Raw genomic sequence first — 23,920 nt, forward strand, 5'->3', positions numbered from 1 at the left:
AGGAGGAGAACCACCGTGGAAACCTTCCTTGATGTGACCATCCTGCCGCAGCCCGACGACACCACCTGCGGCCCTACCTGTCTCCATGCCGTGTACCAATACTACGGCGACGACATCCCGCTGGCTCAAGTGATCGATGAGGTGAAACGCCTGGAAACCGGCGGCACCCTGGATGTCTTCCTTGCCTGCCACGCCCTGCGCCGGGGCTACAAGGCGCGGATCTACACTTACAACCTCCAGGTCTTCGACCCCAGTTGGTTTCTCCACGACCCGGACTATATCGAGGAGCGGCTCCTGGCCCAGATGGAGGCCAAGGACGATGCGAAGCTCCATCTTGCCACCCGGGGCTATCTCAACTTCCTCAACCTCGGCGGGGAGCTGCGTTTTGCCGACCTCACCCCTACCCTGCTCCGCAAATACCTGAAACGCTCCATTCCGGTGCTCACCGGCTTGAGCTCCACCTATCTTTACCGGAGCATGCGCGAGTACGGCGATCTCTGCGAGGATGACGATGTGCGCGGCCATCCCTCCGGCCATTTTGTTTTGCTCTGCGGCTACAACCGGCCCGACCGGCTGGTGGCCATCGCCGACCCGCACATGGGTAATCCCCTGGCCGTCGGCCAGAAATACGAGGTTTCCATCGACCGAGTCATCTGCTCCATCCTGCTGGGCATCGTCACCTATGACGCCAATCTCCTCATCATCGAGCCCCCAAGGAAAAAGGCCAATGGCCGGGCGAACCATACGGTGCAGGCATGAAGGTTCTCATTGTCGTCAACGACCCCAAGGATTGGCCCCTGGCGATCAGCGAGGTGGAGATTGTCCCGGCCCGCGCCTACCTCACCGATGCCGCCTATGCGGAAATGACCTCGGCCAGGGTGTTCAACCTCTGCAAATCCTACCGCTACCAGAGCACGGGTTATTATGTCTCGCTGCTGGCCGCGGCCAGGGGGCACAAACCCTTGCCGGATGTGGCCACCATCCAGGATTTCAAGACCCAGGCCATCATTCGCATCGCCTCCGACGACCTGGACCAGATCATCCAGCAGAGCCTGGGCCAGATAAAATCGCCGGAGTTCGTGGTGAGTATCTATTTCGGCCATAATGTTGCCAAGCGACACGAAAAGCTGGCCCAGCAGTTGTTCAAGATCTTCCAGGCCCCTTTCCTGCGCGCCAGCTTCAGCCACAATGAAAAAGACGGCAAATGGCAACTGGCCGGGATCACCCCCATCGCAGCCAGCGACATTCCGGAAGACCACCGCGATTTCGCCGTGGAGATGGCCCGTGAGTATTTCAAGGGACGGCATCGCATCTTTCACCGGCGGCGCACCGCCCGCTACGACCTGGCCATTCTCCACGACCCGGCCGAGGCGGAAGTGCCCTCCAACGCCAAGGGGTTGCAGCGGATGGTCAAGGCTGCGGAGGCTGTGGGTTTCGCCACGGAATTCATCCAAAAGGATGACTACGGCAGGCTTGCCGAGTTCGATGCCCTGTTTATCCGGGAAACAACCAACGTTTTACACCACACCTACCGTTTCGCGCGCAGGGGTGTGGCCGAGGGGCTGGTGGTGATCGATGACCCGGAATCGATCCTGCGCTGCACCAACAAGGTGTTTCTGGCCGAGATCCTCACCCGGCACCGGATTCCCATCCCCAAGACCCGCATCGTCCACCAGGGCAACTGGCAGCAATTCGCCGCGGAGCTGGGTTTTCCCTGCGTGCTCAAAAAACCGGACAGCTCTTTTTCCCAAGGGGTGGTCAAGGTGGAAAACGAGGCGGAGCTGGCCCGCGAACTTCCGGCCCTGCTGCAAAAATCAGAGCTGGTCATCGCCCAGGAGTTCATGCCCACCACCTTTGACTGGCGGGTTGGGGTCTTTGACGGGCAGCCGCTCTTTGCCTGCAAGTATTTCATGGCCAGCAAGCATTGGCAGATCATCAAACGCGATTCCGCCGGGCGCAAGCTCACCGACGGCGAGGCCGAAACCCTGCCGGTGGAGCATTGCCCGCCGGGGTTGATCAAGCTTGCGCTCAAGGCCTCGGCCCTCATCGGCGACGGCCTCTATGGGGTGGACATCAAACAGGTGGGCAACCGCTTCTATCTCGTAGAGATCAACGACAACCCCAATATCGACGCGGGCGTGGAAGACAGGGTGCTGAAAGACGAGCTCTACCTGCGCTTGATGCGGGTTTTCGCCCGCAGGGTGGACGAGCGCAAGGGCGGAGGGCTGTGGGCATGAGCCGGGATGGGTTGTTCGAGAAATTCGGCATCGAGCTGGAATACATGCTGGTCCGCGACGACTCCCTGGACGTGGCGCCCATTGCCGACCGGATTCTGGAACTGGCAACGGGCAGTATCACCAACGAGGTGGAACGGGGGATCATGGCTTGGTCCAACGAGCTGGCCCTGCATGTGATCGAGATCAAGAACAGCGAGCCGGTTTCCGATCTACCGATGCTGGTGGACAAGCTCCAGCACGAGGTTGAAGAACTCGGCCGGTTGGCGGCAAGCCAGGGGGCGATCCTTTTGCCCACGGCCATGCATCCCTGGATGGACCCGCATAGCGAAACCCTCCTCTGGCCCCACGGCAACCGGGATATCTATAATACCTACAACCGGATCTTCAACTGCCAAGGCCATGGCTGGTCCAACGTGCAATCCACCCATCTCAATCTGGGCTTTGCAACGGATGCGGGGTTTGGGTGCTTGCACGCGGCGATCCGGGTGCTGCTCCCCATCCTCCCGGCCATTGCCGCCAGCTCGCCCGCAGCGGACGGCGCGCTCACCGGCTGGCTGGACACCCGGCTGCACTATTACCGGAATAATCAGCAGCGGATTCCCTCCATCACCGGCAAGGTCATCCCGGAGGCGGTTTTCAGCGAGGCCGAGTACGAGCGGGAAATTTACCAGCGGCTGCGTCGGGACATCGCGCCCCATGATCCGGACGGGGTGCTGGAAGCGGAATGGCTCAACTCCCGGGGGGCCATTGCCCGGTTCGACCGCAACGCCATCGAGATCCGGGTGCTGGACATCCAGGAGTGCCCGCTGGCTGATGTGTCCCTGGCCGTGCTGATCTGCGCGGTGCTGAAGGGGTTATGCGCAGAGCGTTGGTCCGGGCTGGCAGAGCAGAAGGCGGCGGAAACAGGGGGGCTGGCGGAGATCTTTTCCGCCACGGTACAAAACGGCGAACAGGCAATGATCGATAACCAGGATTACCTTGCCCTGTTTGGCAGAGGGGGAAAGGCGGGCATGACTGCGGGGGAATTGTGGCAAGCGCTGGCTGCGGATTGTGCTTCCGAACTGGCCGGGGCCGGGCCTGGTATCCAGCAGAGCGTGGAGACCATCCTGGCGCAGGGGCCGCTGTCCCGGCGGATCATCCGGGCGCTTGGCGATACACCAGACCGGGAGCGGTTTAGGGAGGTGTATTGGGAGCTGGGGAAGTGTTTGGCTCAGGGGCGGTTGTTTTTGTAGGAGCAAATCATTGACGTGCTCGCAAAACACCCATCGACAGGCTCAGGGTGAACGGTAGTTTTTTGAATTTATTGTTTTCCGTTCGTGCTGAGCCCTGTCGAAGCACTGCTTTAAGAAGCCTAATCAACCACCAGATGGGCCTTGAGTATCTTCAGCTTGGCCGGGCCCACCCCCTTGACCGCGTCCAGTTCCTCAATGGCGTTGATCCTGCCCTGTTGGACGCGAAACTCGATGATTCTCCGGGCAAAGGCCGGACCGATTCCGGGAATGGTGGTCAGCAGCTCTTCGTCGGCCTGATTGATGGGGATGGGCTTGAAAAAAAGAGGGGCCAGTCTGGCCGGGGGAGGTTTGGGAGCTTTGGCTTCCTGTCCTGGCGCTGTTTCAACCTGGGGCTGTTCCTCCGCCGCCGGATAAGCGGCATCGGCCGGCACCCGGTAGAGGCCGGTGGCGACGGAACCATCGCACCAGGCAAGTTTTTGCGGGGCGGGAACTTCATGCCGAGAAAGGATCGGTAGCCAGCCCAGGCGTACTGCGGTAACGGTCAAGATGATCAGGGCGAAAAGGAGCAGCGCCAGCGGGCGCAGATCCTTTCTCCCGGGATTACTTTCTGTGCTGTTCATCCTTCATGAGCTTGTAGGTGATGCTGTCCACCAGGGCCTGCCAGCTTGCCTCGATGATGTCCGGAGAAACCCCCACCGTGCCCCAATGGCTGTCCTGGTCGCGGGATTCGATCAACACCCGCACCCTGGCCTCGGTGCCGTGTTCGCTGGCCAGCACCCGCACCTTGTAATCCTGCAGCTCCATCTCCTTGAGGTTGGGATAGAACCGGGTGAGCGCCTTCCTGAGCGACTTGTCCAGGGCGTTGACCGGGCCGTTGCCCAAGGCCGCGGTGTGCACCTCCTCGCCGCCCACGGCCAGCCGGATGGTGGCCTCTTCCTGGAGCACGCCGTCCGGGGTCTTCTGGCTCATCACCCGAAAGCCGTGCAAATCGAAATACTTTTTCGGGGTTCCCAGGGCGCGGCGCATGAGCAGCTCGAAGGAGGCCTCGGCCCCTTCGTACTGGAAGCCCTGATTCTCCAGGTCTTTCAATTCCTTGACGATGGCGCTGACCACCGGATCCTTGCTGTCCAGATCCAGGCCGAATTTTTTCGCCTTGACCAGCACGTTGCTTTTGCCGGAAAGATCCGAGATCAATACCCGCCGCACGTTGCCCACCTTTTCCGGCTCCAGGTGCTCGTAGGTCAGGGGGTTGCGCTGCACGGCGCTGACGTGGATGCCGCCCTTGTGGGCAAAAGCGGATTGGCCCACGTAGGGCTGGTACTTGTTGGGCGAGAGGTTGGCCAGCTCGGAAACAAAGCGGGAAACCTCGGTGAGCCGGTGCAGGTTGGCCGCGGCGGTAAAGTCGTAGCCCATTTTCAGGGCCAGGGCCGGCATGATCGAGGTGAGGTTGGCGTTGCCGCACCGCTCGCCAAAGCCGTTGGCCGTGCCCTGCACCTGGGTGGCGCCCATGGAGACGGCGATTAGGGAGTTGGCCACCGCGCACTCGGAATCGTTGTGGGCGTGGATGCCGAACTCTATTTTGGATTTTTTCGCCTTCAGGTGCGCCTTCACCGCCTCGATGATCCCGGCAAGCTCGGTGGGCAGGGTGCCGCCGTTGGTCTCGCAGAGGGCCAGGCAGTCGGCCCCACCGGCAATGGCCCGGTCCAGGGTGGCCAGGGCGTATTCCCGGTTGGCCTTGAAGCCGTCGAAAAAATGCTCGGCATCGTAAAACAGATGCTGCACATGGGGCCGCAGGTATTGCAGCGACTCCTCGATGATCAGCAGGTTGTCGTCAAGCCCGATGCGCAGGGCATCGCTGACGTGGATGTCCCAGGTCTTGCCGAAGATGGTGATCCCCGGGGTTTTCGCGGCCAGCAAGGCATTGAGGTTCCCGTCCTGCTCAGCCGGGTTGGCGAACATTCGGGTCGAGCCAAAGGCCGTAACCTTGGTGTGCTTGAGCTCGTACTTCTGGATCTCCTTGAAGTACTCCACATCCTTGGGATTGGAGCCCGGCCAGCCGCCCTCGACAAAATCGATCCCCAGCTCGTCGAACTTGAGGGTGATGCGCAGCTTGTCCTCAAGCGAGAGGTTGAAATTCTCGGCCTGGGTACCGTCCCGCAGGGTGGTGTCGTAGATGGCGACTTTTTTGGCCATTCTCAATCCTTATTTTTTCTTGCTTTTGGCTTTCGGCATTGCCGGTTTGGCCTTGGGTGCCGCCTTGGCCTTCGCCGGGGCAGCACTCTTGGCCGGCCGCTTCTTGGCCCCGCCCTTTTCCAACCCGAACGCGTCGTGCAACGCCCGCACCGCGAGCTCGGTGTATTTTTCCTCGATGACGCAGGAAACCTTGATCTCCGAGGTGGAGATCATCAGGATGTTGATCCCCTCGTCGGAGAGCACCTTGAACATGGTGGAGGCGATGCCCGCGTGGTTGCGCATGCCGACTCCGACGATGGAAACCTTGGCGATGTTCTCCGACCCGGTCACCCCTTCGGCGCCGATATCCGCCACAACCTTTTTCATGATCTGCATGGTTTTCTTGTAATCGGTGCGCGGCACGGTGAAGGTCATGTCGGTGAGCGCGCCTTCCCGGGTGTTCTGGATGATCATGTCAACCACGATTCCTTGGCTGGTGATCGGGTTGAAAACCCGGGATGCGGTGCCCGGTACGTCCGGCACCCTGGCGATGGTGATGCGTGCTTCGTTCTTGCTGCAGGTAACTCCGGATACCGGATTCGATTCCATTTCTTTATCCTCCTCTACCACCCATGTTCCTTCGGTTTCCGTGAAGGTGGAACGAACATGGACAGGAACTTTATATCGTTTGGCGAAACCGACCGAGCGGATGTCCAGCACCTTGGCGCCCAGACTGGCCAGTTCCAGCATTTCATCATAGGAGATGCGGTCGATCTTGCGGGCATTCTTGCAGATGTTGGGGTCGGTGGTGTACACCCCCTCCACATCGGTGTAGATCTCGCATTCGTCCGCCTTGAGCGCCGCAGCCAGGGCCACGGCCGTGGTGTCGGAGCCGCCCCTCCCCAGGGTGGTGAGGTCGCCGTCCTCGGTGACCCCCTGGAATCCCGCTACCACCACGATCTTGCCGTTTTTCAGATGGCGGTTGATCAGGGTGGTGTCGATTTTTTTGATCCTGGCCTTGGTGTGCATGGTGTCGGTGACAATCCGCACCTGATCGCCCAGGAGCGACACCGAGTCAAGCCCGGCCTCTTTCACCGCCATGGCGAACAAGGCGATGGTCACCTGTTCGCCGGTGGCCAGGAGCATGTCCATCTCCCGAGGGTCGGGAATGGCCTGCATCTGGTTGGCCAGATCGACGAAACGGTTGGTTTCGCCGGCCATGGCCGAGAGCACCACCACCATCCGGTGTCCCTTGCGGTGATACCCCATGACCCGTTCGGCCACCGCCTTGATTTTTTGCGGGTTCGCCACCGAGGTCCCGCCGAATTTCTGCACGATTAACGCCATTGGTGCCTGCTGCTCCTGATATGTAATGTTAAAAAAATCCGGCTCACCCGTGTTGGGGCCGGAAAAAAATTCGAAAACGCAGTGTGCACCACTTTTATTTTTTTTTCAACCGAACAAATTGTTTAACGCAGGATTTTCCCGTTGTGCTGGGGAAATCCTTGCTTTTGGGAAAAAAACCGGCAAAAGAAACTTGTAATACTTGCCCGATCTTGCTAAACAATAGGGGTTTATCCAATGTGATCCCGGCTAGGCGCATCCATATGACTGCGTGAGTGTCCCCACAATCCTATGGAATGGAGCATTACGATGGCAGAAAAAATAAACATATTCGCCCATGTTCGCAGCATCTGCAAGGCCTCCCTTTTCCGGATATGCCCGCCGTGTCTCGCCGCCCTTTCCCGGGCATTGGCCCGTTTCCACAGTAACACGCAAAGACAGTTGGTCCTCTTTTTAAACACCGCCCATTTCCTTACCATTGGTGTTTCCCTCGCGTTGGTGGTCGCCTTTTTTCTCTATGCCGTGGATGGGCGTCCCGTCAAGGGTGAAGATGCTTACGCTTCCGAAGAAAGCGAAGAGTTTCTGCCCAACGTCCGGGAGATTGTCGGCGAGATCCGCCCGGGCGATTCGTTGAGCTCATCCTTCCGCTCCAACGGGGTTGATGAGGAGGTGCGGGAATCGGTGATCTCCGCCTTTGACGGGGTGATGGATTTCAGGGAGATGAAGCCCAATGACCGCTACACCCTGACCCTTGATAACGACGGCAGCCTGGTCAAGTGTTTGTACGAATCAGGCCCGCTCGAGGTTCATGCCATCGAGCGCACGCCCCAAGGTTCCTTGGCGGCCAAGAAGCTTGACGTCTCGCTTGATTGCCGGACCGTGAAGTTGCAAGGCAGGATCGAATCCTCCCTTTTTGCCGCGTTGGCCGCCTTTAAGGAAGATGCCAAACTGGTTTATACCTTTGCCGACATCTTTGCCTCAAAGATCGATTTCAACACCGAAACCCGGTTTGGCGACACCTTTGAACTGGTCGTCGAGAAATATTACAAAAGCAACGAGTTTGTCGGCTACGGAAAGATTCTGGTGGCGCGTTATAACAGCAAGGAAGTCGGCCCGCTTGAAGGATTTTATTTTGACCAGGGCGGCAAGTCCGCGTATTTCGACCACCGGGGCTACGAACTGGGCGAATCGTTTATCCGCTCCCCCGTGCCCATGGCCAGGGTTTCTTCCGGTTTTTCCTATAACCGCCGCCATCCGGTGCTGGATATAGTCCGCCCCCACCTGGGCATTGATCTCGCCGCGCCCATGGGCACCCCGATCATGGCCACCTCCGACGGCAGGGTGAGGTTTGCCGGCTGGAAAGGCGGCTACGGCAAGCAGATCATCCTTGACCACGGCGGCGGCTACCAGACCTACTACGGGCATCTTTCCCGTTTCGCCAACAGTATCAAGGCCGGGGCCAAGGTGCGGCAGAAACAGATCATCGGCTATGTCGGTTCCACCGGCATCTCCACCGGCCCGCATCTCGATTACCGGATGGCGCAGAACGGCGTATTCTCCAACCCCTTCAATGTCAAATTTCGCCCGCGCTCCCAACTGTCGGGAACCCAGTTGGTTCTTTTCCGGCAGGACTTTCAGTCGCTCACCCAATTGGCCAGCAGCTTGGATGATCCCAAGGTCGTTGTGGTAAAAAATGTGGTGGTGACTCCGGACAACCCGATCTCCATGCTCTAATGTGCAATCCCGTTCGCCCTGAGCCCTGTCGAAGGGCGGCCCAATACGCCTGATGGCCGGATACGCCTTTCTTGCTTCCTCCCCCCTTTCATATCGTTTTGGTCCAGCCGGAGATTCCTCCCAACACCGGGAGCATCGCCCGGCTGTGCGGAGCCACGGACACCGTTCTGCACCTGGTCCGCCCCCTGGGCTTTTCCACCGACGACAAGCACCTGAAGCGGGCCGGTCTCGACTACTGGAAGTTTGTCGATATCCGCTACTGGGACAGCTTCGAGGAGTTTCTCGCAGCCCAGGACGAGCTGCGGTTGCACTTTTTCACCACCAAGGTAGAGCGAACGTATACCGAGGTAGCCTACCAGCCAGGCGATTATCTGGTATTCGGCCGCGAGACCAAAGGGCTGCCCGAGGAAACCATCTCCCTCTACCGGGACCGGTGCGCCACCATCCCCATGTCCAATCCCAACATCAGAAGCATCAACCTGGGCATGGCCGCGGCCGTGGTACTCTACGAGGCGATCAGGCAGCGGGATTTGCGGTAGGAACGACCTTGTTCACGAAGCGGGGCCGGGGAAGATGAATCCCCTCTCCCCTTGCGGGAGAGGGTCAGGGTGAGGGGGAACGTGCCGGATGTGATAGGGAGGGGAGCTTAACGCAAAATCCTACTTGGTAGGGTACCGGTACTTGAGATCCTGCATCAGCATCTTCTCCAGGGTCGCATCCAAAAAATCCTTCTGGCAATCCACCCCAGCCATGCTCCCCTCCCGCTGAAGGGCCATGTAGCGGCAGCCGCCGAAGCAGAGGGGCAGGTATTCGCATTCCCGGCACTGCTCCTTCCCTTGCCAGTGGTCCACGCAGTACTTCTCTTGCCAGCCCTGTGCCATGCCATGCCAGATATCGCCGCAGGCAAACTCCGGGTGGCCGATCAGAGTGACGCACTTGTAGATGGCGCCGTCGTGGTCCACGGTAAAGGCATCATCGATATCCACCATGCAGGTTGCGGGTTGCAGTTTAGGGAAGTTATAGCCCCGTTGCATGATCGCCTCCCGCAGCATGAGCGAGGTCGCATGCACCCAGGGCTCGTCGTTGGAGCAGCAGCCCCCGGTGAACTCCGGATTGGCAAAACGGTCGTTGACCTGCATCACCGGGAAAAATTGGACGCTGTCAAAGTCGGTGGTCGCAAAACCGGCCGCGGCCAGGGTGTCGAGCAGGGAGGGAAAGGCAGTGTGGCTTTCCAAGGTGTAATTGCCGCTCAGGGTGATGGCGCAGAGCCCCCGACAGGCCATGAGATTGGCGACGATGGCATCCCAGCTCCCCTGCCCGCCTTTGAATGGGCGAAAGCGGTCGTGGTTGTCGGCTGGGCCGTCGATGGTGATTTTGGCGTTTACAAGCCCCAGCGCCACGAGTTCTTTGACCACCACCGGGGTGAAGAGTGAGCCGTTGGTGACCAAGGTGAAATTGAATGTGCCGCCCAACGCCTCGATGGCTGGCTTGAGCTGGCTGGCCAGGGATATGATGCGGCTGATATAGAGCAACGGTTCGCCGCCGTAAAAGTCCAGGATGAGCCGTTTTTTTTGGTCGGCGGCAAAGCGGGCCAGGAGGTGAGCTATTAACTGGTCGGCAGTGGCGTCGCTCATGGCTACGCTGCCTTTGAGGCTGCCCTCGTAGCAATAAACGCAGGCGAAATTGCAGGCCATGCCCAGGATCACCGAGACCCGCAGATTGGGGTTCAGGCGGTTGACCGTGGGCAGGTAGTCATGCATCTCCTGCTGTTCCTTGGCCGGGTCAGCAACCACCATGCCCAGCCGGACAAGGGTATCCATGGTTTCCGGGGCAGCCTTGCCTGCCTGCACGGCGGCAAGGGTCTCGTCGCTCAGCAGGGTCAGGGCGCAGCTCTTGGTTGAAAAAAGAAGGCGAGCTTCTTTTTTTTCCGGCAGGGAAAAGATTTTTAGAAAGGGGGAAAGATGCATGGCAGAGACCAAGAAGGAGGCTTGCGCCTCCCTCTTGGTGAGGTTGTCCTACTTGGCAGGTGAGGACGTGGCTGCAGTCGAAGGCCTACCGATGCAACACCCTGCCATGGCAGCCACCTTGGCCACATCCACCCCCTGGTCCAGCACGATGATTTTTTCCTGCATGATACTCTCCTTATGGTGAAGGGTTGTTGGTTTCACCCTGCCGTATTGGCAGAATGCTAAAAGGTGAGCTTCATTCCGGCCAATACCCAGCGGTCCGGGCTCTGGTACCAGACACTGTTATCCTGGGCACCGTTGAAGAGATTGTACACCTTGCCGTACAGATCGCAGGAGACCCACTCTGAGCTGTACACGGTCCGGCCCAGACTGGCGTTCCAAACCATATTTTCTGTCTGCCCGTACTGTCCATCCCCTCCGGTATGCCTGGTATCCCACCAGATATATTGGCCAGCCAGCTCTCCCCGCCAGCCCTGCTGGTCCTGGTAGCGCACAATCAGGTTGGCGGCGGTGGAGGCAACATCCTCCCCATTATCCTCCGGTTTGATCAGAACGTAGGTGGTGTTCGCCACCAGGCTCAGGTTATGCCAGGGAGTAGTGGCCGCCTCGACCTCAAAACCCTGACGTTGGGTAACGCCGCCATTCCAATAGGTTCCGAATCCATCTACCCACCAAGTATCCTTGATACTGTGCAGAAAGGTGTTGAGCTTGAAGGAGAGAAAAGACAGACTCCGGTTCTCTACCCCCATCTGCCAGGAGGTGACGACCTCCGGTTTGAGGGCTGGATTACGGATGTCCCAGATCCCGCCCCCGCTGAGATAGGAAAGAATGGGGTGCTGGAAGCCCCGTGCAGCAATGGCCCGCAGCAGGGTATCCTCGCGGAGCTTCAAGGTGGCGCCCAGGCTGGGACTTAGCATGCTTTTGCTGATACTGTGGTGGTCGTAACGAAGACCCGGGGTGAGGGTCAGCCTGCCAAAGGTCATGGTGTCGTTGAGATACACCCCCCAGGTTTCTTCATAGCCGGGTTTGGAATTGTCCTGGGCCGGCACCCACCAGTTGGTTTGGGCCCACGGGCCGTAGTCGGTTATGGTGGACATTTCGCTGCGGTTCATTTCGCCGCCCAGAGAGACCTGCTGCCAGTCGTCCTGCCAGCTCAGATGGATGTTCATCCCCTTGCTTTTCTCTTGCCATCTGGCCTTATAGAACAAGTCATCCGGCGTCCCGGTGAGTGTGGTGGGCAGGATGATCCGGTTATCAATAAAGGTCCGCTCGTACTGGCGGGCGCCGAGGTTGAGGTGCAGGGAGTCGGTGAGCGGGGTGTCGTAGTTGGCGGTAAAAAAATGATTCCGGTCACGGATGTCCTGGTTATAATCAGGAGACCACGCGGAACCGAGGGTGATATCCGTGGTGCGGTAATGCGGGTCAAGGGCGCTGCCGGTGAGGGTGAGCGTGGAGCTGCGCGGCAAGTCGACACCGAGCTTGCCGTAAACGCGACCGCTGTCGTAATAACGGTCGTTCATCAAGCCGTTTGAATCCTGTTGGCCGGCATAGAGATAGTAGCCGATCCTGCCTGCCTTGCCAGTCAGGTCCGCTTCGTATTGGGCAACCTGACGTTCGCCAAAGGAACCGCTGACGGTGGCAATGGGCTTGGCGGCACTGCCGGTCTTCTTGGTGAGGATGTTGATCACCCCGCCCTGGGAAGAGCCCCAGGCTGAGGAAGCCGGGCCTTTGATGATTTCGATCCGCTCGATGATGCGCAGGGGAAGATGATTCACATCGGCAGCCCCTGACATGGCCGAATTGAGGCGCACGCCGTCGATGAGCACCAAAACATGCTCCTCATTGCTGCCCTGGATATACACAAAGCTGTTTCCGTTGAAATCCGGCGGAGTAGCGGAGACAAAGACGCCGGGCAGTCGGCTCAGCACTTCCCCCAGACTCTGGGCGTGCATCTCCTCGATCTCCTGGGCCGTGATGATGGAGACGTTTTCCGCCACCTGACGCATGGGTTTGGGCGCGCGGGTGGCGACCTCAACCAACTGGGAGTCGTCGAAGTACATGGACATGGGGGCTTCGACCGTTTCGGCACCGTTGCTCGGGGTTGGCAGCAGGGCGAGGAGAAAAAATGCGGTTCCGGCGGAGGTGCGATTACAGAAAAAATACGGATATGGCATGCGGGTCTCCCAGGTAATACATATAACATTACGCATAATCCTGAATGGTTATGCTCTCTGGCCTGTCCCCCCCGGGTTGCAGGTGGTCTTCCCGCTTGCGGGGAGACCTGATCTCAAGCTTGCGCAATGGCGCGCAAGGTTCTAGGATTACAGAATGTTGGGTAACCTCATACGTGGTGTGCCTTTGAAGAAGTGTCTTCCCCTCATATTCCTGTTGCTTCTTGTCATGTCTGCTCCGGCCTGGGCGCTGGACTGCGTCCTGCTCCAGTCTTCGCCGCTCAGGCCTTACGAAGAAGCTCGCCAGGGCTTTGAAAAGAGCTGGCTCGCCCAGCATTCGGCCACGGGGCCGAAAAGCATTAGCGGCAATACCGTAACACAGGTCTTGCTTTCCGAGCAACAGACAACCGGTGGTTTTGCCCTGAAAAAACAGTTGCAGAGTGCCCGGCTGGTGGTGGCCATCGGCGATCAGGCCCTGGAGTTTGTCCGTGATCTGCGGGAGGTGCCGGTAATCTACCTGCTGGCGCCCTCGGCCGCATCGCTGCCCAAAAACTTCATCGGCATCGAGATGCGCATCCAGCCTTCCCGCCAGCTTGCCGCGATCAACAAGACGCTGCCCAAGGTCCGATCCATCGGCATTCTCTACAACCCCGGCCAGTCCGGCCAGTGGATGCAGGAGGCGCTGCTCTCGCCGGTGGGTTCGGTGCAGACCCTGCTCTTCAAAAAGTTCGACAGCCAGACCAGCCTGCCCGGGGCGCTCCAGGAGATGGCCGGCGCGGTCGACGCCTACTGGCTGCTGCCGGATCCCCTGCTTACCGCGCCTCAGGTCTTGGGCAGCCTGCTGGAATTCTCCATGAAACACCGCATTCCCATCATCAGCTTTTCGGAGAAGTACCTGGCGCAGGGCGCCGCCGTGGCAGTGACCTTCGACACCGTTGACATGGGCGCCCAGGCCGCCGAGCTTGGGGCCAGGATTGCCCGAGACGGCCTGGGCGGAGACATCCCGGCTCTCACCCCGCCTCGCAAGGTCAGAGTGGTGGCCAACCCCACGGTGCTTGAACGGCTGGGTGTTCCTTCTGTCTCCAAAGGTATCGACGCCACCTACACCCCGGAGGGTGGGCGATGAATTTCCCGGACCTGCACTGGCTAAAGAAAAAAATTCGGTTCCCCCGAGGCTATCGCCTGAAGCTGGTCCTTACCTTTCTGGGGGTCTTGATTCTTTGCGGCGCCGGCCTGATTGTGCTCTTCGGCCAGATTCAGAGGCAAACCCTGCTGGACGAGACATACAACAAGGGGAGCTTCGTTTCCACGATCCTGGCCCGCAACCTGGAAACCCCGCTTTTTTTCATGAACACCGAGCAGATCAGCGCTAACGTGGAGGCCATCTTTGGCGCAACCGATCTGGTGGCCGTTTTTATCTACGACAAGAAGGGCGAGCGGATTTTTTCCCATTTTGCGCCCCAGGCGGAAGGAGCCGCGCCCCTGGTTGAGGAAATGGGCGGTCTTGGCCAAATCATGGTGGAACATTTAGCCGCCGGTGGAGATGACACCAACCCCCGCTGGCGCCAGGAGCACTATTTCGTGTTCTGTAAGCGGATCAGCATTGCCGGTTACTCTCGCGATCAGACCTCCCTCTATTTCGACACCGGCAAGGTAGAACCCCGCCAAGTCACCGACCTTGGCGGGGTTCAGATCGTCTTCAGCCAGGCCCAATACACACGGGGTATGGAACGGATCATCCGGCATGTCTTGCTGCTCTTTCTCTTCTTTCTGCCCATCTCTCTGTTTACCGCCGTGATGCTGGCGCGGGACGTGGTCAGGCCGTTGCGCGCCCTGGTTGAAACCTTGAGCATTCGGCTGGGGAAAGAAAAAGAAGAAAAGGAAGAAGAAACAATAACAACAACCGATGAACTGAGCCAGCTCGATAGCCGCATGAAGCAACTGGTCACCCGGCTCGAGCAATCCTTTGATACCATCGCCCGGATGAACGAGGGGCTTGAGGAAAAGGTCGCCGCCCGCACCGCCGAACTCACCAGGGCCATGCACGAGCTCAAAGAGGCCCAGGCCTTGCTGGTGCAGTCGGAAAAGATGGGCGCCGTGGGGCAGTTGGTCGCGGGGGTGGCCCACGAGGTCAACAATACCACCAATTTCATTACCGGCGCCCTGCCGCCCCTGGGAAAACGGTTGGGCGAGCTGCGCCGGATTTTGGATGGGTACGCGGAGCAGTGTTGCCCGGATGCGGGCCGGGTGACCGAGTTGATGGCGAGCATCGACCTGCTCATGGGTAATGTCCGGGAAGGGGCGCGGCGCACCAGCAAGATCGTCACCGATCTTAAGAATTTCTCCCGGCCGGACAACGACCTCGCCCGCCCGATAAACATCAATCATTGCCTGGAAACCACCCTTTCCCTGGCCCTTCCCGAGTACAAACACAAGCTGGAGGTGGCCAGGGATTTTGCGGAGGATCTGCCGCCGGTGCAGGGTTCCCAAGGGCAGCTCTGCCAGGTATTCATGAACCTGATCATCAATGCGATTCATGCCCAGCCGGACAAGGGCTTCTTGTTGGTTCGCACCTTCAGCGCGGAAGACGGCGTGCATGTGGTGTTTGCGGACAAAGGGATGGGCATTCCCCAGGACATTCAAAAAAGGATATTCGAGCCGTTTTTCACCACCAAGGAGGTCGGCAAGGGCACTGGCCTGGGGCTGAGCGTCTCCTTTGGCATTATCAGCAGGCACCGGGGCAAAATTCTGGTGCGCAGCGAACCCGGCCAGGGAGCGGAGTTCGAGGTGATCCTCCCAACAGGGCAAGAACCGATCATGGCACAACACGAGGAGCAGGAACGATGAGCGCGAAAAAAGGGCGGGTGCTGTATGTGGACGACGAGGAAATCAATCTGGTGAATTTCCGGGAGACCCTGTGTGACGAGTTTGAGATCTTCACCGCCGGGTCCGGCAAAGAGGCGCTGGCCCTTCTTGAGCGGGAGGGGGAGATGGCCCTGGTGGTCTCCGATCAGCGGATGCCGGGGATGAGCGGCATCGAGCTGTTGTCCGAGGTCCGGGCAACGTATCCGGACACCATCCGGATGATCATCAGCGCCTACACCGAGATCCATGAGCTGATCGAGGCCATCAACAAGGCGGAGGTGTACCGGTATTTCGTCAAGCCTTGGAAGGAAGACCAATTGCGGCTCACCATCGGCAACGCAGTGGGCACCTATGCCCTGGGCCAGGAGATCAAACAGTTTGTGGAACAGGGACGAAAGCAAATGGCGGAGCGCATGCGGAGCTTGGAGGGAGAGAAAGGATGAACCGGCCCCGCTTGCTGTTCATCGACGACGAGGAGATCAACCGGAGTAACTTCCTGGAGACCTTTGGGGATGAGTATGAAATCCTGCTGGCCGGTTCCGGGGAGGAGGCCTTGGAGATCATGGCCCGGGAAAGCAACCTCGCCTTGATCCTTTCCGACCAGCGGATGCCGGGGATTTCCGGGGCCGAAGTGCTGGCCCGGGCCCGCGAGCTGGCGCCCAAGGCGGAACGGATTATGATCACCGGCTATTCCGAACCCGACGACATCATGGCCGCCATCAACCAGGGGCAGGTGTACCGGTACATCCTCAAGCCCTGGACCAGCGGAGAGTTGCGTATCGCCATTATCCATGCGGTGGAGCGGCATCAGCTCAAAGAAGAAAACCTGGCCCTGCTCTTAGCCCTGGAGAAAAAGAACTTCGAACTGGAAGAGCTGGTGCGGGCCCGGACCATGGAGCTAAAAAATCTCCAGAGCCTGCTGCCCATCTGCTCCTATTGCCGGAAGATCCGGGACGATAAAAACGCCTGGCACGAGTTGGAGACCTATCTGCACCAGCATACCGACATCATCTTTACCCACGGCATCTGCCCGCACTGCTACGAGAAGGCAATAGCGGAAAACAGTCAGCCGATCCGCGAGTTAAAACCGAAGAAGGAGTGAGTTCAGCTCGCGGACCGCGCCAGGTTCAAGGCCAGCCGTGCGCTTCTCTCCGAGGCCCCTGGACCTCCCAGCCGTTCCCGGACCTCGGCTAAACCCGCCAGCATGCGTGTGCGCTCCGCCTGATTTTCGATAAGGCGCATGGTGGCCTGGGCGATTTTTTCGGGCACCGCCTCATCCTGCAGCAATTCCGGCACCACCTCCCGGCCGGCCACCAGGTTGACCAGAGAGGCGTATTGCACCTTGATCAAGCGCCGTCCCAGAAAATAGGTGAGCGGGGAAACCCGGTAGGAAATAACCATGGGCACATTCAGGATGGCCAATTCCAGGGAAACCGTGCCCGAGGCCGCCATCACCGCGCTGCAGGCACCCATGAGGTCGTAGCGGTTTTCCCGCACCACCCGTACCTCGACCCCCGCCTCCGCCAAGCCGTTGGCCAGAAGATCCTCCTCGCTCAAGGTAGGGGCCAGGGGCAGGACAAAGACCGGTTTGGGCCTCATCTGTTCCTGCATCCGTTTTGCCGCCGCCAAAAAAACCGGGAGCATCCCGGCTATCTCCCGTTTCCGGCTGCCGGGCAAAATGCCGATCACCGTGCTTTCCGGGGCAATGCCAAGGGAGTGCAGAAAATCCTCCCGGCTCCGGGTCGGCTGCACCGCATCCATCAGGGGGTGGCCGACAAAATCGACGTTCATCCCGAATTTCCGGTAAAATTCCTGCTCAAAAGGGAGGATCACCCCCATGCGATCCACCAGTTTCTTGATGGTTTTCACCCTGCCGGAGCGCCAGGCCCAGACCTGCGGGCTGATGTAGTAGAATACCGGGATGCCGAGCCGCTTGGCTTTTTTGGCCAGGATCAGGTTGAAGTCGGGGTAGTCGATGAGGATCAACAGGTCGGGAGGCTGCTCCCGCAGCCGTTTTTCAAGGGCGCGCATGGCCTCGCGGATGAAACGGAAATGGCTGATGACCTCGACAATGCCCACCACGGCCAGCCGGGAGGCGTCGTACAGAATCTCCACGCCCTGACGCGTCAGTTCCGGGCCGCCGATGCCGCAGATCTGCGCCCCGGGAGCCTGCTCCTTGAGGGCGGCGATGAGCCTGGCCCCGTGCATGTCGCCGGAGGCTTCGCCGGCAACGATCATGATCCGGGGCGAGTTTAGAGCCGGCATGTTTTTGTTTGTCTCAGACATCGAAGAGCTGGGGATGGGCGGCGACATGTCCCTTGATCTTGGCCATGATCTCCTGGGCCACGGCCAGGGCCAACCGCCCTTCCCTGCCCGAGACCATCGGCTGGGTCCGGTTGCGGACATTCTTGACAAAATCGGCGAGCTCCATCTCCAGGGCATCCTGGTGCAGATAGCAGGATGAGATAATCTCCTCCTGGGGCATGGAGTTTGCGTCCAGTTCCTTGCCGGGCTTGATCACGGTGATCTCCTTCTTGCCGTAATCAACCGCCAGAAATGAATGGGGCTGGAACACGCGGAGACGGCGGATATTTTCCCGCGAAACGCGGCTCACCGTGAGATTGGCGGTGCAGCCGTTCTCGAAGATCAGCCGGACATTGGCGATGTCTGTGGTCTGGGTGAACACCGGCATGCCCACCGGGTGCATGGAGGCGATGGGCGATTTAACCAAGCTTAAGACAATGTCGATGTCGTGGATCATCAGGTCGAGGACCACGTCAACATCAAGGCCCCGGGGCTTGAAGACATGGATCCGATGCGACTCGATGAAAAGGGGCTGGGTGAGATGTTCGGCCATGGCCAGGATAGCCGGGTTGTACCGCTCGATATGGCCCACCTGGAGGATGCGTTCCCTCTCCTCGGCCAGGGCGATGAGTTCGTCCGCCTCGGCCAGGGTTGTGGTCATGGGCTTTTCCAGCATCACATCCTTTCCGGCGAGAAGGCATCTTCTTGCCACCTCGTGGTGCAGGCTGGTGGGCACCACGACGCTCACCGCCTCGACCTGATCGAGCAGCGCCTGATAATCACCGAAGACGGTGGTGTTGCATGCCTTGGCAACCTCGGCTGCATAGGCAGGATTGACATCCGCCACCCCCACCAGCTCCACCTCCGGGTTTGCCATGTATTTTTGGGCGTGAAACTTGCCGAGATACCCTACCCCGATAACCCCGATGCGTGTCTGTGCCATATGGTATGCCTGTTTGTTAGCTTGAATTTCCTGAGAAATTACGCCATTGCGCGAAAACTGGCAAGGTAAAAGGCTCAAGGGGAAAGGGCAAAAAAACAGGCTTTCCTCCTTGCGCCTTTGCCCTTGGACCTTTCACCTTTTATTGTATTATGCTACTATCCCATTGATGTATTGGCGAACTGCCAGGCCCAGGTTTCCGTTCCAGTTCGTATCTCTTCCAGCCATATGCCGGCCGTCAATCGGCCCAGCCATCGATATTATATGAATCTGTCACGAATTGCCACCTTGCGCCTTAGAACCAGAATAATCCTTGCCTGTGCTGTTTTTTTGCTGGCAGTGGGCATCGGTTCCAGCCTGCTGCTTCCGCGGCTCATTGATCTTGACGCGCTCAAGGCGCGAATGAGCGCCCAGGTAAACGCCAGGCTGGAGGGCACCCTGGACACCGACCGGCTGGAATGGGCATGGCTCCCGCTCCCCCATCTGAACCTGTACAACACCCGTTTTGCCAGCGCTGATTCCTCCTTGGCCGCGCCCATGGCGAAGGTGTATCCGGATTGGTGGTCCTTGTTCCGTGGCCAGGTCCGGATCGGCAAGGTTCTGCTGGTGGACCCGGAACTCCATATCAAGAAGTTTCCCGCCTCGCTGTCCGAACCCCCTGATCCCGCACTTGCCGGGTTGAATGTGGTGATCCGCAACGGGACATTGCACGTTGCCGCCAACAGCCAGTGGCCTGCGCTGCAAAGCAGGGATTTTTCCTTGCGATCGCTGAACGGCAGAATCGCTGTAACCCTTGCCGCCATTGATCTCGATCTTTCCGGCAAACCCGCGGCTGACGAAGATCTTTCCCTCTCCGGCAAGTATCTGCGCAAGGATGCCTCCTACCGGTTTCAATTTTCCTGCCGTAATTTCAATCTCAATAGGATCTTCCTCTCTTTTGCCCAAGGAGCCCTGGCGCCTGGCGATTCTCCGCTCAATCTCAGCGGTAGCGTTGAAGGCCGCGGGCTTGGAAAAATCACCGGCAGGATCACGGGGGATTCCTCCTGCCTGCTTGCCTTGCCAAAGGATAAAAAGATCCTGCTGAGCTGCGGGGTTGTCGATGTGGCCTTTGCCAAGGATGGAGACGATCTGCTCTTGACGCTCAATGAGTTTGAAATGCAGGAGCCTGGGGTAAAAATCGCCGGCACGGTCCGGCGTTCCGGCGGAGCCGAGACAAGCGCGGCGCCGGTGTGGCAGGTCGATCTCAAGGGGGAGGAGCTTGATCTGACCCGCATTCGCGCCGCTGTTCTCTCCATGTGGGGGGAGAACGAAATTGTCGAAGAGTTGGGGCAAATAGTGCAGAGCGGCACGGTCGGCAAGGCCAGTTACAGCTTCAAGGGTACCGCGGCTGATCTTGAATATGTCCGCAACATGCATGTCATTGCCGAAGACATCGACGCCTCGGTCAAGGTTCCGGAAGTCGATCTGCTGCTGACCAACGTCAAGGGGAAATTGCGGATCGAAAAGGGGTTGCTCATCGTGGATGGAGAGGAAGCCGAGATGGGCAAGAGCCGTGGCCGCAATGGCCATCTGGTTCTTGGTCTTCCGAATGATGATTTCACCTTCAAGCTCGATGTTGATCTTGAGGCGGATCTGGCCGAACTTCCCGCGGTTTTGGCGCGTCTGGTCGACCACCCTCCCTTTCAGGCTGAATTGGCCCAGTTCAGCGGCGTATCGGGCCGGGCGACCGGCCGTCTTCACCTGGGCGATGACCTGAGGGATTTCAAGGTTGCCGTCGAGGTTGCCTCCATGCAGGGCAAGGGCCGTTACGCGCCGATGGCGTGGGAATTTGCCGTGGACGCAGGGGAGATGACCATTGCCCCTCCCCTGGTGCAATGGCGAAACGTCCGAGGCGAGTACGGCCCCCATGCGGTGAAGAAAACAACCGGGCAGGTGCGGTGGCCGGACGACGTTTTTCTCGACATAACCCAGCTTGACGGGGTGCTGGTCGCCAAGGAACTGGAAAAGGAAGACCTTTCCTATTTCAAGGAGATCAGCGAAACGCTGCGAAAAAACCTCACCCGGGTCGATGGCCGGATAGAACTGCGGAACACGGCAATTTCAGGAAAGGCCTCGGAACCGAAGCTGTGGAAAGCGGACGCGGACGTCATGGTGAAAAATCTTGTCGCGGAAACGCCGCATCTCCCGGTACCGATCCGGATACAGCAGGGCAAGGGACATTTTTCAAACACTGCAATCACGGTTTCCGAGGCCACGGGCTCCCTTTTCGGCGATTCGTTCACCCTGGGCGCTTCCCTGACCCACCAGGCTTTCGCCGCCTTGCGCGGGAATATTTCCTTGCAAGGCAAGGTCGGGCAGGAGTTCGGGCAATGGCTCAAGGAGCAGCAGTTCCTTTCCCCCGCCCTTTTCCCGCGCCTCCCCCTTCGGATGGAGACCTTGCAGATCGACCTGCTGGAAGGAAAAACCTTGGCCAAGGGTGTGCTCCGGCCGGAGGGTTCGATCTTGCGTCCGGCCAAGGCTGATTTTTCGGTGGAATTCACCAAGGACGATCCCCTGAAAATGTCCGCCCGCGTATCGAGCGGCAAGGAAGAGGCCACGATCTCCCTGGATTTTCTCGATAACACCAGGGAAACCTTTCTTTTTTCCTGGAAGGGCGAATTGTCCAAGAAAACCGTCGATCAGTTGCTGGAGAAGGAAAACCTGCTAAGGGGCCGGATTACCGGGAATTTTCAGCTTTACCTGCCCCAAGACCCCAACAAGGTGGCTTTTACCGGGGAAATCGAGGCCACGGATCTGCGCTGGTACCTTGACGGGAGGGATGACAGTTTTATCGATATCCAGGAGCTTCGCCTTGCTGGGGTTGGCAAGGATCTCAAGGTGAGACGCTTGGTCTGTGCCTTGAACGAAAGGGAATCCGTGGTGGTCAACGGTATGGTCTCGCGTGGTGGCAGCGGACTTGCCTTGAAGCTCGATCTCGCCTCGCCCGCGCTTTCCCGCCAAACCTTGTTGGATCTAAAAGATACCCTGACGCGGATCAAGGACCGCGGCACGCCCGCCTCTTCTTCCGAGAAACCGCACCAGGAGGCGTCGCCGTGGAATATTACCGGCACCGTGGTTTTTGATGTGGATGAATTCACTTTCGACCGCAAAACCGGGGAGAGTGCTTCCGCCACCCTGGTCTGGCAGGAACTCAGGGGAGAAATACGGATTCATCCCCAGTGGCGGCTGTCCGCGCTCATAAATAATGGCCGTCTCTGCTGCCTGGACACCACCGGCGAATGGTTTTCCACCCCCGAGCTTGGGCAAAATCACTTTTCCGTGATCAGCGCCTGCCCCACCCCGCCTCGGTTTGAAACCGTCCTGCCGTGCCTTGGCTACCCGCAAGACCTCATTGAAGGGGAATTCTCCCTCAATGGCCGCCTGGAAGGAGTGTTGGACAACTGGAAGGAGGGGCATCTGCAGATAGACTCCCACCAGGGGCGGATTCTCCGCATGAAGCTTCTGGCAAAAATCTTCAGTGTGGTCAATATCACGGATCTTTTCAGCGTGGACCAGGGCGAAGGCGGACCCGAGATGTCTTCCCGGGGGTTTCCCTACTCGGATCTCCTCTTGAAAGCGTATGTCAAGGGAAACGAGCTGATCATCGACGAGGCGGTGGTGCGGGGCGAAGGGCTGAATCTTTTTGCCCGGGGCAAGATGAATCTCAGTACCTTTGAATTGGACATCGTGGTTATGATTTCTCCGTTTAAAAGTCTTGACGCCATTGTCAGCAGAGTGCCTCTGGTGGGTAGGATCATCGGCGGGGAAACCGCCACCCTGGTCACCTTTCCGGTCGGAGTCACCGGCAAGGCAAGCGACCCCCAGGTTACCCTGCTGCCGCCAAGCGCTGTGGGAGAGGGATTGTTGAATATCGTCAAGCGGACATTGCTGCTGCCGTTCCATATCCTTTCCCCGGTTTTACCAGAGGCGACACCCGAACCTGATAAAAAGCCGTAGCCGTAAACAATAGGGATATTCATGAAAGAATTTGTCCGCCTCATGAAGGCGCTGTCCGACCAGAATCGGGTCAAGATCATCACGATGCTGGGGGTGCGTGAGCTGTGCGTCTGTGAGTTGACCGCGCTTCTTGGCGTGGCCCAGCCCACGGTGTCCAAGCATCTTCGCATCCTTGAGGATGCCGGTCTGGTTTCTTTCCGCAAGGAGGGGAACTGGATTATTTACCGGCTGAACGACGAGTGTCCGGAACAGGGCCGGACCATGCTCAACCTGGTCGATCAGTGGCTGGATAAGGCGCCCGAGATAGCGGGGTTGCGACGGAGATTGCCGGAGGTGCGGCATTTGCGGAAGATAATAGCGTAGAGCTTTGTTTTCCGCCGTGCCTTAGGCAAGGCGGAAAAGCCGTTTAAGCCAGCCGCCCGCCACAGGGGGTTGGTCGGCAAGAAAGGCATGCAATTTGGCAATGTTCGGGTCTTCCGGGGGGACAAGAAATTCCAGCCCGAGCTCAAAATGCTTGCTCGGGCTGGAAAAAACATGGTCGAACCAGACGGGATGGGCGGGAAGAACAAGACGCTCTCCCCCGTGTTTGTCAATCACCTCAAGTTGGATGACCTTGTCCTGATCGTCGTTGCAGGCATAAAAAAGATGGTAGCGGCCGGTGCGGATGTGGGGCACGGACAAACGGGCTCCGTAGAACGAGATGTCTAACAAGGTTCCCGGCAGAGGATCGGCGAGAATCAGTCTGTTTTTCGTGTCGCGCAGAATAAGCGTGACCGCCATGCTGACGCTGAACCGTCTTGCCCGTCGCTGTTCTTGCCCCATACTTTTTCGCCCCGGGGAATATCCTGCCCCCATGCCGTGCAATGCCGCTCGCTCCTCCCCAGCAATACCATTATAAGATATTCCTGTAACACGTTGATGTCAAAGAAAATTTTCCCGGTTCCCAGGGAAAAAGCCC

Annotated in this window: 19 protein-coding genes; 11 read left to right on the top strand and 8 right to left on the bottom strand. The window is 58.8% G+C overall.

From position 1 onward, the window contains the following. The first annotated feature begins 15 nt into the window (after positions 1 to 15). Genes MWR57_RS07400 through MWR57_RS07410 form a run of 3 tightly spaced genes read left to right on the top strand, consistent with a single transcriptional unit; the run spans position 16 to position 3,469 of the window. On the top strand, positions 16 to 759 hold the full coding sequence (locus tag MWR57_RS07400) for a cysteine peptidase family C39 domain-containing protein (protein ID WP_423124163.1): 744 nt from the start codon (positions 16 to 18) through the stop codon (positions 757 to 759). Further along, entirely contained in the window at positions 756 to 2,237 is a 1,482-nt protein-coding gene (locus MWR57_RS07405; RefSeq protein WP_423124164.1) for a RimK family protein, read from the top strand. The genes MWR57_RS07400 and MWR57_RS07405 overlap by 4 nt, the downstream gene beginning before the upstream one ends. Further along, entirely contained in the window at positions 2,234 to 3,469 is a 1,236-nt protein-coding gene (locus MWR57_RS07410) for a carboxylate-amine ligase (RefSeq protein WP_423124165.1), read from the top strand. Before MWR57_RS07405 ends, MWR57_RS07410 begins: the two co-directional genes overlap by 4 nt. Positions 3,470 to 3,588: 119 nt before the next feature. On the opposite strand, the gene MWR57_RS07415 is transcribed toward MWR57_RS07410, so the two are convergent. The 3 genes from MWR57_RS07415 to MWR57_RS07425 are packed head-to-tail and all read right to left on the bottom strand — an operon-like array spanning position 3,589 to position 6,988. Then, positions 3,589 to 4,089: a ComEA family DNA-binding protein gene (locus MWR57_RS07415; RefSeq protein ID WP_423124166.1), complete on the bottom strand. Its 501-nt coding sequence runs from the start codon at positions 4,087 to 4,089 to the stop codon at positions 3,589 to 3,591. Continuing rightward, positions 4,070 to 5,662: a citramalate synthase gene (gene cimA, locus MWR57_RS07420; protein ID WP_423124167.1), complete on the bottom strand. Its 1,593-nt coding sequence runs from the start codon at positions 5,660 to 5,662 to the stop codon at positions 4,070 to 4,072. Before cimA ends, MWR57_RS07415 begins: the two co-directional genes overlap by 20 nt. 9 nt (positions 5,663 to 5,671) lie before the next feature. Beyond that, positions 5,672 to 6,988, bottom strand: a complete 1,317-nt coding sequence (locus MWR57_RS07425; protein WP_423124168.1) for an aspartate kinase — start codon at positions 6,986 to 6,988, stop codon at positions 5,672 to 5,674. A gap of 306 nt (positions 6,989 to 7,294) precedes the next feature. On the opposite strand from MWR57_RS07425, the gene MWR57_RS07430 reads away from it, so the two are divergent. Both MWR57_RS07430 and MWR57_RS07435 read left to right on the top strand, forming a co-directional pair. Next, complete coding sequence (locus MWR57_RS07430; RefSeq protein WP_423124169.1) at positions 7,295 to 8,719, top strand: M23 family metallopeptidase; 1,425 nt, start codon at positions 7,295 to 7,297, stop codon at positions 8,717 to 8,719. A gap of 71 nt (positions 8,720 to 8,790) precedes the next feature. Next, on the top strand, positions 8,791 to 9,258 hold the full coding sequence (locus MWR57_RS07435) for a tRNA (cytidine(34)-2'-O)-methyltransferase (RefSeq protein ID WP_423124170.1): 468 nt from the start codon (positions 8,791 to 8,793) through the stop codon (positions 9,256 to 9,258). A 120-nt stretch (positions 9,259 to 9,378) separates the two neighbouring features. Here MWR57_RS07435 and gptM read toward each other — a convergent pair whose 3' ends face one another. Both gptM and MWR57_RS07445 read right to left on the bottom strand, forming a co-directional pair. Next, positions 9,379 to 10,686 carry a geopeptide radical SAM maturase gene (gene gptM, locus MWR57_RS07440; RefSeq protein ID WP_423124171.1) on the bottom strand — a complete coding sequence of 436 codons (1,308 nt, stop codon included), beginning with the start codon at positions 10,684 to 10,686 and terminating at the stop codon, positions 9,379 to 9,381. 221 nt (positions 10,687 to 10,907) lie between these two features. Continuing rightward, entirely contained in the window at positions 10,908 to 12,860 is a 1,953-nt protein-coding gene (locus tag MWR57_RS07445; RefSeq protein WP_423124172.1) for a TonB-dependent receptor plug domain-containing protein, read from the bottom strand. A gap of 226 nt (positions 12,861 to 13,086) precedes the next feature. On the opposite strand from MWR57_RS07445, the gene MWR57_RS07450 reads away from it, so the two are divergent. Genes MWR57_RS07450 through MWR57_RS07465 form a run of 4 tightly spaced genes read left to right on the top strand, consistent with a single transcriptional unit; the run spans position 13,087 to position 16,824 of the window. After that, complete coding sequence (locus MWR57_RS07450) at positions 13,087 to 13,983, top strand: ABC transporter substrate-binding protein (protein ID WP_423124173.1); 897 nt, start codon at positions 13,087 to 13,089, stop codon at positions 13,981 to 13,983. Next, on the top strand, positions 13,980 to 15,704 hold the full coding sequence (locus MWR57_RS07455; RefSeq protein ID WP_423124174.1) for a sensor histidine kinase: 1,725 nt from the start codon (positions 13,980 to 13,982) through the stop codon (positions 15,702 to 15,704). Before MWR57_RS07450 ends, MWR57_RS07455 begins: the two co-directional genes overlap by 4 nt. Continuing rightward, positions 15,701 to 16,165, top strand: a complete 465-nt coding sequence (locus MWR57_RS07460) for a response regulator (RefSeq protein ID WP_423124175.1) — start codon at positions 15,701 to 15,703, stop codon at positions 16,163 to 16,165. Before MWR57_RS07455 ends, MWR57_RS07460 begins: the two co-directional genes overlap by 4 nt. Next, positions 16,162 to 16,824 carry a response regulator gene (locus tag MWR57_RS07465; RefSeq protein ID WP_423124176.1) on the top strand — a complete coding sequence of 221 codons (663 nt, stop codon included), beginning with the start codon at positions 16,162 to 16,164 and terminating at the stop codon, positions 16,822 to 16,824. Before MWR57_RS07460 ends, MWR57_RS07465 begins: the two co-directional genes overlap by 4 nt. Positions 16,825 to 16,826: 2 nt before the next feature. On the opposite strand, the gene lpxB is transcribed toward MWR57_RS07465, so the two are convergent. After that, complete coding sequence (gene lpxB, locus MWR57_RS07470; RefSeq protein ID WP_423124177.1) at positions 16,827 to 17,987, bottom strand: lipid-A-disaccharide synthase; 1,161 nt, start codon at positions 17,985 to 17,987, stop codon at positions 16,827 to 16,829. 13 nt (positions 17,988 to 18,000) lie between these two features. Continuing rightward, positions 18,001 to 18,969, bottom strand: a complete 969-nt coding sequence (locus tag MWR57_RS07475; RefSeq protein ID WP_423124178.1) for a Gfo/Idh/MocA family protein — start codon at positions 18,967 to 18,969, stop codon at positions 18,001 to 18,003. A gap of 261 nt (positions 18,970 to 19,230) precedes the next feature. Between MWR57_RS07475 and MWR57_RS07480 the strand changes: the two genes are divergently transcribed. Both MWR57_RS07480 and MWR57_RS07485 read left to right on the top strand, forming a co-directional pair. Next, on the top strand, positions 19,231 to 22,962 hold the full coding sequence (locus MWR57_RS07480) for an AsmA-like C-terminal domain-containing protein (protein WP_423124179.1): 3,732 nt from the start codon (positions 19,231 to 19,233) through the stop codon (positions 22,960 to 22,962). A gap of 21 nt (positions 22,963 to 22,983) precedes the next feature. Further along, positions 22,984 to 23,325, top strand: coding sequence for an ArsR/SmtB family transcription factor (locus MWR57_RS07485; RefSeq protein WP_423124180.1), 342 nt, complete (start codon positions 22,984 to 22,986; stop codon positions 23,323 to 23,325). A gap of 21 nt (positions 23,326 to 23,346) precedes the next feature. On the opposite strand, the gene MWR57_RS07490 is transcribed toward MWR57_RS07485, so the two are convergent. Beyond that, positions 23,347 to 23,784, bottom strand: a complete 438-nt coding sequence (locus MWR57_RS07490; protein ID WP_423124181.1) for a PilZ domain-containing protein — start codon at positions 23,782 to 23,784, stop codon at positions 23,347 to 23,349. Positions 23,785 to 23,920 lie beyond the last annotated feature (136 nt).

It is taken from the genome of Hydrosulfovibrio ferrireducens (genome assembly GCF_046883345.1).
Lineage (GTDB): Bacteria > Desulfobacterota > Desulfobulbia > Desulfobulbales > Desulfurivibrionaceae > Thiovibrio > Thiovibrio ferrireducens.